This window comes from Synechocystis sp. LEGE 06083 (genome assembly GCF_015207725.1).
In the GTDB taxonomy this organism is placed as follows: domain Bacteria; phylum Cyanobacteriota; class Cyanobacteriia; order Cyanobacteriales; family Microcystaceae; genus Synechocystis; species Synechocystis salina.
The window spans coordinates 1-12090 of record NZ_JADEWJ010000097.1 but is presented as its reverse complement, the minus strand read 5'-3'; the positions used below and the strand labels follow the sequence as shown (position 1 = coordinate 12090).

Below are 12090 nucleotides of genomic sequence, written 5' to 3'. Positions count from 1 at the left end.
GGAGAAGTGTATAAGAGACAGATCAAATGATGAATAATCTTGATCCCCCCGCCTATGGGCTTGTCCCCTCATCAAGGGGAGCTAGGGGGGATATTTTTTGATCTGTTGCTGGCATTAATTTAGCGAAGTAGCATTGAAACCACTAAACAAATATCAATAACCAATTGTCATTACAGCAATTGGTCCACTTGCTTAGCCGTTTCAAAGAAGAAGCGGACATTATCCTCTGGGGTACCCACCAAAACACCATGGCCGAGGTTGAAAATATGCCCCCCCTGGCCTGCTTTGCGCACAGTATCTAAAATCCGTTCTTTGATAAAGTCTTGGGAACCAAACAAGACACCGGGGTCCATATTGCCCTGTACTTTCATGGCTTGACCCAGGCGTTGGCGGGCGTCGGCCATGTCCACAGTCCAGTCCACACTGACAATGTCCACCCCGGATTTACCCATGCGTTCCAGAATGCCGGCACTGCCGCTGATGTAAAGAATTAGCGGTGTATCGGGGTGGGTTTCCTTAACCAGCTTGACTACTTTTTGCTGATAGGGCAGGGCAAAGGTGTCGTAGTCTTGGGGGCTTAGTTGACCAGCCCAGGAATCGAATAATTGCACCAGTTGGGCACCGCAGTCGATTTGGTAACGAACATAAACGGCGATCGCCTCGGCAATTTTATCGAGGAAGCTGTGAAGAATGGCCGGTTCAGAAAAGGCCATTTGCTTAATTACTTTGTAATCTTTAGAGCTTTTGCCTTCAATGGCGTAGGCCGCGAGGGTCCAGGGAGCACCGACAAAACCCAACACGGTGGATTGGTTGCCCACTTCCTGCCGTAAAGTCCCTAGTATGGTTTTGATGAAGGGCAGGCTGGATTCAGGATCTAGGGGATGGAGTTGATCTACCTGGGCTTGGGTGCGGATGGGAGGGTCAATAATGGGCCCTTTACTTTCCACAATGTCAAAGGGAATGCCAATGCCAGGCAGAGGGGTTAGAATGTCGGAAAACATGATCACCCCATCGGGTTGGAAGGCTCGCCAGGGCTGGAGGGAGATTTCGATGGCCAAGTCTGGATTTTCTGACCGCTCCCGGAAGCTTGGATATTTATCCCGCAGATCTCGATAAACTTTCATATAACGGCCAGCCTGGCGCATCATCCACACAGGCGGACGCTTAACTACTTCGCCCCTGGCTACCCGCAGAAGGTAGGGCAAATCATTTGCTTCTGTCATTATTACTCCTAATAAAAATTCTTTGTAAAATCAAGCCTTTGCTAGCTTATCATTTCCCCCGCTGCCTCTAATCCTTGGCGATGGGGGGATTTTTTCTGCTCCCATCCGTTAATGTTCTCCCTTGGCAGCCAAAGAACCAAGTCCCAGGCAAATTAGGGCGTTAACCACCAAAAAGGCGATCGCCGTGGTGCCGGTGCCGATTAACCATAGGGGAGTACCAAGGAAAGCGGCGGTTAATAAAAAGACAGTTACCCCAAAACAAACCCCCAAAGACCACTGTTTGCCACTGGGACTGCCCAGCAATAGCAACAACAAGCCAATGGGAATGAGCGCACTGGCAAAAAATGGATTTAATAAACCAGTCCCAGGAAGACTGTTGCCCAACTCCGGCAGGGCACTGCCCATGGCTCGGAAAGGCCATTGGGGCAAGTCAAAAATGTATAGACCTTGCAGGAAGAATAGCCCCGAGCTGCCAAAAATTAATCCCCAGTTGAAGGGCCAGGTAAATTGCAACGGTAGATAAATCCGCAATAGGAATACCAACAGATAGGAACCCAACACCATGGCTAGTTTGGGCAAAAATGCCACAGCCCCGCCGTCAAACCAAAAAATGGGATTGAGGTAACCGTTGTCCCGTAACCAGCGCATGAAATCCCGGAAAGAAATTTGTCCCTGTTGGGCCTGTTTGACCGCTTCCCCGGCGTTGACATGGCCGGCACCGTAGTAGTTCAGACTATCGTTGGGCACAGAACGGGCGGAGGCTTTGAGAATTTTTAACACCGCCTCTGGTTCCGATACCTCTGCCACCGTCAGGCGATCGGCAGCCCCAGAAGATAAACCCACTTTGGCCTGTTGTAGTTGGACGGATTGGATCAGTGCCGCCGTGCCAGCCACATGGGGAGCGGCCATGCTAGTGCCCTGCATACCCATAAGCACCGGTTCCCTGGTATCGGGGTCAATGGTTTCCTGGAGGATTTTGCCATCTTTGCCGTCGGTGCTCCCCCCAGGGGCCGCAATGTCCACCCCAGCCCCATAGTTAGAATATTCGGCTTTGTTACCGGTGGCATCGGTGGCCGCCACACTAATCACCTTGGGGTAACGACCGGGGTAGGCCGCTGCATTTTGTCCTTCATTACCGGCCGCCGCAATGATTACCACCCCTTTGCTGTAGGCGTAGTCAATGGCATCGGCCAGGGTCTTGCTTTCACCACCGCCCCCCAAGCTCATGTTAATCACGGTGGCTCCGTTATCCGCCGCATACATAATCGCTTCGGCAATGTCCGCCACCGTACCGCCGCCGTTATCCCCCAATACTTTCAGGGGCATAATTTTGGCTTTGGGCGCAACACCTGCGACGCCGTACTCATTATTAGTGGCTTGGGCAATGGTTCCCGCCACATGGGTGCCATGGCCGTTGTAGTCCGTGGTGTCCCGGTTGTCATCTACAAAATTGTAGCCACTAACAAATTGGGTTTGTCGTAAATCCGGTACCCTGGTGACCCCGGTGTCAATCACCGCTACGGTGACCCCTTCTCCCTTACTCTGATCCCAGGCCGATTCCATGGCGATCGCCCGGAGATTCCATTGCTTGCTGTATTCAGGATCGTTGGGAACTTCCAGGGCTTGATAGATATAGTTGGGTTCGATGTAGTCTACTTCCTTGGTCAAAGGCGATCGGCGCAGACGTTTTAAATCTTCCCCATCGCCCTTAACGGTGTAAACATAATTTTTAATGGAAAAAATACTGTTAAAATCCACCGTCTTTTCCAGCTTCTCATCGATGGCTTGAATATCCGCCGTTAGGGTTTGAGTGGGAATATCATTTTTAAAATTAATGATCAAGCTATCGTAATTGCCGCGGTGGGCCAAACCATGGTGTTGGAGATAGAGGTTGAGGGCAAACCACAGACCGGCAAAGAACAGAATGGTGAGGAAAAAGCGTTTGATCATAATAAATGCGGGGAATGGGGCCCATTTTCCCGGGCGGAAATCGGCAAATCACATCTTATAGAGATAGACAAAACTTTGCCCGAGTGCCTGACTAATTGCAATTCTAATGGACGAACAAGGGAGATTGATGATCTTGGAGTTGCCAAAGAAGACTCCCATTAAGACCTCCAATCTAACGCCGGGAGGATTGAACTTGCCGAAGATTGCTGATTCCAAAAATCTGAGCTAAGTAAAAGCGGGATTAACTCTTTCCCACCTGCCCCATCAGTTTCTCCACATCGGGGTCATAAATGCGCAAATAATTCCAGTAATTGCCAAACACTGCCTCCACATAACCCTTAGTTTCTGCAAAGGGAATGCGCTCCACAAAGAGGTCAGGATCAGCGTTATTAAATTCCTGTAACCATTTGGCCACATTGCCCGGCCCCGCATTGTAGCTGGCCACTGCCAGGGCCGAATTATTGTTATAGGTTTTATGGGTGTGGTCAAAATACCAGGTGCCCATATTGACGTTATCGGTGGGATCGGTGAGGGAATATTCCTGCAAACCAATTTGGGGGGCAATCCATTCTGCTGTGGCAGGCATCACTTGCATTAACCCCGTTGCGCCCACGGGAGACTGGATATCCTTTTCAAATCGGGATTCCTGGCGAATTAACGCCGTGACCAAAAAGGGATTCACTTGGCGTTTTTCCGACCACTCAAAAATTAACTTTTGGTAGGGAAAGGGAAAGAGGGTTTGCCAATAATCCCTAGTGCTCCGTAGTTCTTCCCATTGTTTTCTCTGTTCCGGGTCCTCGGGATTGCGCAAATTTAACACTTGGTTGATGCCCTGCAAATATTCCTGTTGGGTCAATTTAAGCAGGGCTTCTGTAAAGCCTTCATTGACCGTTAGCTCCGGTGTGGCTTCCCCTTCTGCCCTAGCTCGAATTTCTGCGTCAAATAATTCGATCGCCTCTTGGTCTTGGGCCAGACGATATAACTCCCGAAAAGTGGGGGAACCAGCAGGGGGTAAGGGCCGTTGGTCCGGCACCGTCACCGGGGGATTGAGAAAACGCACGGAGTTAAAGTCCCCCACCTGCCAGCCCAGTAACACCGCCGATCGCCAAGCGTAGTAGGACTGGGGATATTTAGCCAGGACTGTTTCAAAAGCGGCCTTAGAATCGGCCGATCGCCCTAGTTGCTGGGCCCATTTACCGATCCAAAAAATGGCTTTGGGGGTAACGTCACTCTGGGGATTTTGGTTGGCAATTTCCTTAGCCCAGCGCCAAGCTTCGGTGTAATTACCGGCTTTGGCAAACTCCTGGGCCTGGCGCCAACGGTAATTAGCAGCGGCATCGGAGTTGGGATACTTTTGCAGTAGGGTTTGCCGGGCCTGTTGGGCTTGGTTAGCATCAAATTTCGCCAGCAGATCTATCTTGGCGGCCAGGGCAGAGGCCCCTTGGTCAGGAAATTGTTGCTCTAACTGCTGTAGATATTGCACCCCTTCCTTGGGAGGAACTAATTCCGCCAAACGTCGTAAGGCTAGGGCCGTTTCCGGACTGTCCGGGTAGGTGGCAATTAATTGGCGGTAATTTTCTTGGGCTTCCTTGTCCAGCTTGCTAATTTGTTGGGCCCTGGCTAAACGGTAAAGATTGCGGGCATTGCTGGGGGCCTTTTGGTAGGGGGCGATCGCCTGGTTATAGATGCGACGATACCAAAAATTTTCTCCTATGGCCTGCCAATCTTCGGGGGTTAAATGTTCTTGGTGGTTGGCTTGGAGGGAATTAATCACAGCGGCGGTGCGGCCATCGGTGGGATGATTTTGCAAAATTTGCCGTTGGATTTCCAGAGAATTAGGTTCACTTTCTAACTGCTGGTGGAGAATAGCGAGGGTGCGGGGATGGCCCGGATGGTCGGCGATCGCCTGTTGCCAATAGGCTTGATCCAAACTACCCAAATTTTCCAGGGCATTGACCACCACGGGGGAATCGGGATATTGGTCTAAAATGCTTTGCCAGGTAGCTTCTGCCTGGTCATTTTCGTTACTTAATTGATAGCCCCGGCCCCGCATCAGCAAAATATAGGGCGCTAACACTGGATATTGCACTTCCAATCCGTCCAAAACCCGGATGGCAGGGCCTCCCTCAAACTTGGCCAGCAAATCCCCTGCTAACAAAAACCGAGCCCTACTCCTTTCTAAAGACAGTTCTTGCTGATTGGCGATCGCCTCTAACCTACCCCGCCGTTGCTCTGGGGTTAACAGAGCCAGCCTTAGCACTTCGGAATCTTGATGTTGTTCCTGCTCGTAGGCTTTGAGTTGGGCTTCCTGTCGCCAGCCGTTCACCATTTCCAGAGCCCTGGGCAAAGTTAGGGCCGTGCCCCCCACCAACAGCACCAATATGCCTCCCAACCAGAGCCAGCGCTTACTCCGAAAATTTCCTCGGGTCTGGTCTTCCTCCGCCGGAGATTGGCCATTGTCATCCACCGGCAGGGCAATCATATTGTTCTGGTCACTAAGACCCTGGGAGGGGACGTTATCTAACCCCGATGCTCCATTAGGACTGGCGATCGCCGGGGGAGATAGATTGGGCAAAGACAACCTTTTCTTTGGGGCGGGACTACTGGTCTCCGTTGTTTCCCCCTGGTGGCCATCCTGGTTAGGCTCCATCTGCTCTGACGAAGCGTCCCCCATTGCGGTTAAATCCTTGAGATAATCCTGCAATTGGGCCTTTGATTTCTTGTGCATAATGTTGGAGTAATGCCAAACCACAACTCTACCTTATCTTTGCCTGGGTTTAACTGGGGAAGGTAGGCGGGGATCGGTCTGACCGGAAGTATTACAAGCATTTTCCCATCAGTCATCAGTCCTTATACCAATGGTAAGGAAAAGCTAAATTCACTGCCGTGGCCCAGGGTGCTCCTTACTAGTAAATTGCCCCCCTGTAACTCCACCAACCGTTTGGCGATCGCCAGTCCCAAACCTGTGCCACCAGAATAACGGGAACGGGATTTATCAGCCCGCCAAAACCGCTCAAACACATAGGGCAAATCCCCCGCCGCAATGCCAATGCCCGTATCGGTGACGGTTACCCAGAGTAGATTGTTCTTTTCTTGATCATTACCAAGGTGAGCATCAATGGTAATGGCACCGCTGGGGGTATAACGCACCGCATTCCCAATTAAATTGACCAAAATTTGCTCAGTGCGGTCTGGGTCGGCCAACACTGGCGGCAAGGGGGAAGGGGCGGCAAGGATTAACTCTGGCCCTTCCTCCAAGAGCTGGTCTGCAAACCGTTGTTGTAATTTGACCAACAGAGGATAAAGGTCGAGGGGTTGCCGTTGGATGGATAAATAGCCCGCCTCTACTTTGGACAATTCCTGCAAATCCACTGTCAGCCGTTCCAATCTCCTAGTTTCCCCCACCAATCGCTGGTAAAGTTCCGGATCTCCGGCAATGGTGCCCTCCGCCAATTGTTCCAAATAACCCCGCACCACCGTCAAAGGGGAACGTAATTCGTGGGTCAGGTCACTCACCAATTCCCGCCGTTGTTGTTCCACATCGGCCAAACTGTCCGCCATGCGATTAAAACTCTCCCCCAACTGTTCCAATTCCGGAATATCGCTGGGGGGCATGCGGCTTTGCAAATCTCCCTCAGCCAAATTTTTCGTAGCTAATTTCAGGCGATCGAGGGGTTGCATAATGCGGTCGGCGGCCAAAAAGCTAAGTCCTCCAGCGGCACTGGCCCCAAAAATAATCGCCCAGAGGGAACTGCGGTTCCAGGCAGTTTCAAAACCTCGGATCAAATAGGTTTTGGCAGAACGAACAGTGATAAATCCCTGACTTTCCAACTCTTCCAAGCGCAGAATAAACATGCGGGGGGAAGATATTTTCGCCAGGGAAACAAAACTGCCCAACCCTACTAGCATCACTAACATATGGGACAGGAAAAGACGGGAACCAAGACTGAGTTTAGCCATAGGATTAAGGTGGGCGGGGTTAAGAATTGACCAAAACTGGGGATCATTCAAGAAAAGCAATGACTCCCTCCCCCTGGCCCCAATTTGTCTGTAGCACACCAGCAAAGCCGTAATAGAATGGGGTGATTGTTTTGCTCAATTTATCCAGGTTGAGGCATCGAGGGGCAAAGATAGTAGAGTCTGGGGGGTTATGGGATGACTGAAAACTTCCCCCATCCCCGCTGGAACCTATTGCCTAGCATTGCAGACCTGAATAGGTAAGTTGAGAGTCCGCTTAAATTTTTGGTGTCAGGAGTTGATCGCATGAGCCTACGTCGTAATGCCCTTAAGGTTTTGCAAGAAACCAGTCGGACATTCTACATTCCCATTAGCATTTTGCCTGATCAGCTTCTCGATGCAGTGGCCTCTGCCTACCTTTGTATGCGGGCGATCGATGAAGTGGAAGACCATCCCGACCTCGATGCTGAGACCAAAGCGAGAATTCTCAATCAGATTAGTCTCAATCTCCAGAGTGCAACGGAAAATTCCCACAGCGACGATTTTATCCGGGGCTTAGACCCCTACCGCAACCTCCTACCCGAGGTGACGTTAAGGGTGGGAGAATGGGCCCTGCTGGCCCCCGAAAGCATTGCCCCCAGAGTGTGGGATGCCACGGCGGCCATGTCGGACCGGATGGCTTTTTGGGCAATCCACAACTGGCAAATCAAAACTGAAAACGAGTTAGACCAATACACTTTTAGTGTAGCGGGGGCGGTGGGTCTGCTGTTGTCCGATCTGTGGGCTTGGCACGATGGCACCCAAACGAATCGCTCCCATGCCATTGGTTTTGGTCGGGGGCTCCAGGCGGTAAACATTGTCCGCAACTACAAGGAAGACCAGCGCCGGGGGGTAAGCTTTTTTCCCCAGGGTTGGGAACTGGCGGATATGCATAAGTATGCCCGTTACAATTTGGCCTTGGCGGACCAATACACCAAATCTTTGCCCCATGGCCCAGCCCTCAATTTCTGTAAAATCCCCCTCACCCTGGCCTATGGCACCTTGGATGTGTTGGCCCTGGGTAAGGAAAAGCTCAGCCGCAGTGACGTGATGGCTCTGGTCAATCGGGTTATTGCCAGCTAGGATTTAACCGATCCCGCCAGAATGCCCCGCACAAAGTACCGTTGCAGACCAAAAAAGACCATCAGGGGCACAATCATACTGATGAAAGCCCCAGCGGTTAACAAGTACCAATCCTGCCCCCTGGAGCCGACTAAATTACTCAGTTGGATGGTAACCGGGGCAACATCGGCCGTGCCGCCCAAGTAAATCAAGGCAACCAATAAATCGTTCCAGACCCAGAGGAATTGAAACACGGCAAAGGAGGCGATCGCCGGCATGGAGAGGGGCACAATTAACTTGGTAAAAATTTTTAGATGGGAAGCACCGTCCACCGCAGCCGCTTCAATTAGGTCTTTGGGGAGGGCGCCAATGTAATTGCGTAACAGGTAAATGCCCAGGGGTAAACCATAGGCGGTGTGGGCTAGCCAAACTCCGAGGAAGGTGCCCGCTAAGCCCAATTGGGCATAGACCCTTAAAACGGGAATGAGGGTGGTTTGTAAAGGTACCACCAGGAGACAGACCACCAAAATAAATAGCAATTGTCGCCCAGGGAAGGTCATCCAAGCAAAGGCATAGGCGGCAAAGGTAGCGATGGCGATGGGAATCACCGTGGCGGGCACAGCAATGGTCAGACTGTTTAAAAAAGCTTCCCCCATGCCGGAGGATCGAAGCACGTCACTGTAGTTACCAAGATAAAATTGGGTCACCTCTAGGGGGTGCAAAAACACTGTCCACCAACCGGTGCTGAGCATATTTGCCCGGGGCCGCAGGGAGCTAATAAATAGACCCAAACTGGGCAATGTCCAGATGAAAGCAATGGTGAGAATAGTGATGTGAATGGGAAGTTTTTGCCAAAATTCTGATGGTTGATTGGTTTTATTCATCCTCTGGTTTTCTTTAGTCATTAACGTAATTTCTCCTGAGCTTTAAAACGACGAACATTGGTGATCATTACCGGCACAATTAACAACAATAAAATGACCGCAATGGTACTTCCCCGGCCAAAGTTACGATAATTAAACATTTCCTTAATCATCAAGCTGGCAATTACTTCAGTGCCTTGGTTTCCGCCGGTCATGACAAAAACAATGTCAAACACTTTCAACACTAAAATCACCATGGTAGTACTAACCACTAGCAGGGTAGAGCGGATCATAGGGATGGTAATGCGCCAAAAAATTTGCCAACTATTAGCCCCATCAATCCTGGCCGCTTCAATGACATCGTCGGGAATGCCCTTTACCGCCGCCGATAAAATAACCATACAAAAGCCGGTGTAGAGCCAAATCATAATGGCAATGAGGGCAAAATTGTTCACCGACCGCTCCACTAGCCATCCCACTGGGGCAAAACCTAAGCTGGTCACAATAGCATTGAGCAGGCCTATCTGTTCAGTCCCCGCTGGCCTATAAGCATAGACAAATTTCCAGATGACGCTGGCCCCCACAAAGGAAATGGCCATGGGTAAAAAAATGATCGATTTGGCGATCGCCTCATAGCGGACTTTATCCACCAGGACGGCAATAATTAGCCCTAAACTAACGCTGATGCCTGTAACTAGTACTAACCACAGTAAGTTATTGCGAAATGCCACCAACATGGTGTGATCGGTGAAGGCAAAAACGTAATTTTCTAGTCCGACAAAATTCTTGGAGCGCCCGTCAAAAAAACTTAGGTAAAGGGTCTCTAGGGTAGGCAAAACTAAGTAGGCCGACAAAAATAGTAAAGCTGGGGTCACATAAACCCAAGGCAATATCCTTTTATTCCAGGGTTTGGGTAAGGCATTAATAGCATAGTTAGCCAGGTAGAATAAACCGATTACGCCGCCACAACCAATGGCGATCGCCAACAGAACATTAACAATGCGATAAAACAAATTTCTCTTTTCCTCCAAATAACGACATTGGGATAACTACGGCCGCTAACGGGGCCAACTCCTTTCAATGGTGTTTAAAACTTGAGTACCGTCGGTGCCGCCAATGTAGTCCACCATGCCAGACCAAAACGTCCCCGTGCCCACCGCCCCTGGCATCATATCGGAAGCATCAAAACGAATCACCTCCGCATTGCCCAAAATTTCTGCCTGTTTACGGGTCAGGCGATCGGGATAGAGGTTGAGATCAATATTTTTGTGGGGGGAAATATAAGCTCCCAACGTTGCCGCCACTTCATGGGGCTGGGGACTAGCCAAATAGGCCATCAATTGTCTAGCTTCCGGTGTGTCGTTAAACATGGCAAAAATATCCCCTCCCACCAAAATGGGCAATCCATAGGCTGGATCAATGGGGGGTAAGGGGAACACATCCACTTCTTCCGGGTTGAGGTCGGGAGGTAAAAAAGCGGTAATAAAATTGCCCTGGCGGTGCAGATAGCAATGGGGAGGATCGGTAAATAATCCTAAAATGGAGTCCCCAAAGGGGGTGCTCATGGCCCCCACCTTACCGCCGTAAATCATCTTTTCATTTTGGGCAATTTCCCCAAAGACGTTGAGCGCATTTTGCACCACAGGAGCGTTGAAGGGGATTTGATGACTCACCCACTGGTCATAGGTGGCCGGGCTAGCGGTGCGCAACATAATATCCTCTACCCAATCAGTACCCACCCAACCGGTAGCATCTCCACTTCCAATGCCTAGACACCAAGGAGTTTTTCCCTCGTCAACAATGCGTTGGCTCATGGCCATCATTTCCTCCCAAGTGCCGGGAACTTCATAACCGTGGACGGCAAATTGCTGGGGATTGAACCAAACCAAACTTTTTACCGAAGCTCGGTACCATGCCCCATAAACGGTGCCATCCACCGCCGCTAAATCTAACCAAGCCTGGTCATAGGCTTCCGCCATTTCCTCCGGGGTAAGAATTTCTCCTAGGGGAACTAATTTCCCTTCCCTGGCAAAATCCGCCATCAATCCCGGTTGGGGAAACATGGCTAAATCTGGGGCCCGACCGGAATCCACCCGGATGGGTAAGGTGGTGGCAAAGGTGTCGGTGCCTTCGTAAACCACTTCAATGCCAGTGGCTTCGGTAAAGGGTGCCAGGGCTTGTTCAATTTTTTCCTGTTGTTCGCCAATCATCACCCCAAGAATAGTCACCTGTTTCTTGTCTCCGTCTCCATTAAGCCCCGGCCCCTGGCAACTGGTGAGAACAATCAGGCTAATTATCAGAGTAGTGATTTTAAAAAATTTCATCGCAAAAACCGTAAAGCAACAACTCAATATCGATGCAGTCAATATCTTTGGTGTGGGAAAGTTCCACCTATACCATGCCTTGAAAACTGGTATGGGTCAAATTAGATAGATCTCTTTAACTAATTTGTCCGTTGTTAGGGGCGTTCAAAATCCCATTGCTCTGGTCTGGGAAAGAAATGGCCGGAAAATTCTGCTCCCCCTAGGGGAAACGAGTTACGATGGGGGCGACGTTTGCTTTGTTTCCGACATAATTCTATGGATGTCAAATTAATTTTGATTGGTCTAACAGCCTTGTTCACCCTGGCTTGTCTATTTTTCGGCACTAAGAATGGCTATTACGACACGGATAAATATGACGGCAATGGTTCGGCCCATTAGTCTTCCACCAGACTTCCGCCGTTATTTTGACTGATTTTGCTTTGCCCCCAGGGCCGATCGCCAAGCTTCCATGACTTTTTCCGTGCCGACCCAGGGCAAGGCCTTTGCCAATATATCTTTTCTTCCCTATGGAGTGGGTCACCGGGATGGGGGGGTTTGTCTGGGATTACATCTGGGGCCCTACAGAATTCTGCTCGATTGTGGTTTAGAAGATTTAACGCCATTGCTGACGGCGGATCCGGGGACGGTGGAACTGGTTTTTTGCAGCCATGCCCACGGAGACCATGCCCTGGG

9 protein-coding genes and 1 pseudogene are annotated in these 12090 nt (G+C 50.4%); 3 read left to right on the top strand and 7 right to left on the bottom strand.

Features of this window, described 5'->3' with window-relative positions:
- Positions 1-170: 170 nt before the first annotated feature.
- From hemE to IQ219_RS09280, 4 genes are all read right to left on the bottom strand, one after another.
- Positions 171-1223: a uroporphyrinogen decarboxylase gene (hemE, locus tag IQ219_RS09295; RefSeq protein WP_194018533.1), complete on the bottom strand. Its 1053-nt coding sequence runs from the start codon at positions 1221-1223 to the stop codon at positions 171-173.
- A 108-nt stretch (positions 1224-1331) separates the two neighbouring features.
- Positions 1332-3173 (bottom strand): DUF5942 domain-containing protein, encoded by a 1842-nt coding sequence (locus IQ219_RS09290; protein ID WP_194072414.1) that lies wholly within the window; start codon positions 3171-3173, stop codon positions 1332-1334.
- Positions 3174-3414: 241 nt separating this feature from the next.
- Positions 3415-5901: a transglycosylase SLT domain-containing protein gene (locus IQ219_RS09285; RefSeq protein WP_228016858.1), complete on the bottom strand. Its 2487-nt coding sequence runs from the start codon at positions 5899-5901 to the stop codon at positions 3415-3417.
- Positions 5902-6023: 122 nt separating this feature from the next.
- A complete protein-coding gene (locus IQ219_RS09280; protein ID WP_194072413.1) occupies positions 6024-7133 on the bottom strand; it encodes a cell wall metabolism sensor histidine kinase WalK in 1110 nt (369 codons plus the stop codon).
- Positions 7134-7418: 285 nt separating this feature from the next.
- Here IQ219_RS09280 and IQ219_RS09275 point away from each other — a divergent pair, with 285 nt between their 5' ends.
- Positions 7419-8252, top strand: a complete 834-nt coding sequence (locus IQ219_RS09275; protein ID WP_338116518.1) for a phytoene/squalene synthase family protein — start codon at positions 7419-7421, stop codon at positions 8250-8252.
- On the opposite strand, the gene IQ219_RS09270 is transcribed toward IQ219_RS09275, so the two are convergent.
- From IQ219_RS09270 to IQ219_RS09260, 3 genes are read right to left on the bottom strand one after another with little or no spacing between them, the layout of a single operon-like run.
- On the bottom strand, positions 8249-9136 hold the full coding sequence (locus tag IQ219_RS09270; RefSeq protein ID WP_194072412.1) for a carbohydrate ABC transporter permease: 888 nt from the start codon (positions 9134-9136) through the stop codon (positions 8249-8251). The genes IQ219_RS09275 and IQ219_RS09270 overlap by 4 nt on opposite strands.
- Positions 9136-10107 (bottom strand): carbohydrate ABC transporter permease, encoded by a 972-nt coding sequence (locus tag IQ219_RS09265; protein ID WP_194072411.1) that lies wholly within the window; start codon positions 10105-10107, stop codon positions 9136-9138. The genes IQ219_RS09270 and IQ219_RS09265 overlap by 1 nt, the downstream gene beginning before the upstream one ends.
- A gap of 45 nt (positions 10108-10152) precedes the next feature.
- Positions 10153-11418 carry an ABC transporter substrate-binding protein gene (locus IQ219_RS09260; protein ID WP_194072410.1) on the bottom strand — a complete coding sequence of 422 codons (1266 nt, stop codon included), beginning with the start codon at positions 11416-11418 and terminating at the stop codon, positions 10153-10155.
- Between the two features lie 255 nt (positions 11419-11673).
- On the opposite strand from IQ219_RS09260, the gene IQ219_RS20385 reads away from it, so the two are divergent.
- Positions 11674-11796, top strand: coding sequence for a hypothetical protein (locus IQ219_RS20385; protein WP_255512817.1), 123 nt, complete (start codon positions 11674-11676; stop codon positions 11794-11796).
- Positions 11797-11866: 70 nt separating this feature from the next.
- Positions 11867-12090 (top strand): annotated as a pseudogene (locus tag IQ219_RS09255) (MBL fold metallo-hydrolase); the annotation flags it as partial.

Coding starts and splice junctions, on each gene's coding strand:
- hemE (WP_194018533.1), bottom strand. CDS start 1,223: ATGACAGAAGCAAATGATTTGCCCTACCTTCTGCGGGTAGCCAGGGGC.
- IQ219_RS09290 (WP_194072414.1), bottom strand. CDS start 3,173: ATGATCAAACGCTTTTTCCTCACCATTCTGTTCTTTGCCGGTCTGTGG.
- IQ219_RS09285 (WP_228016858.1), bottom strand. CDS start 5,901: ATGCACAAGAAATCAAAGGCCCAATTGCAGGATTATCTCAAGGATTTA.
- IQ219_RS09280 (WP_194072413.1), bottom strand. CDS start 7,133: ATGGCTAAACTCAGTCTTGGTTCCCGTCTTTTCCTGTCCCATATGTTA.
- IQ219_RS09270 (WP_194072412.1), bottom strand. CDS start 9,136: ATGACTAAAGAAAACCAGAGGATGAATAAAACCAATCAACCATCAGAA.
- IQ219_RS09260 (WP_194072410.1), bottom strand. CDS start 11,418: ATGAAATTTTTTAAAATCACTACTCTGATAATTAGCCTGATTGTTCTC.
- IQ219_RS20385 (WP_255512817.1), top strand. CDS start 11,674: ATGGATGTCAAATTAATTTTGATTGGTCTAACAGCCTTGTTCACCCTG.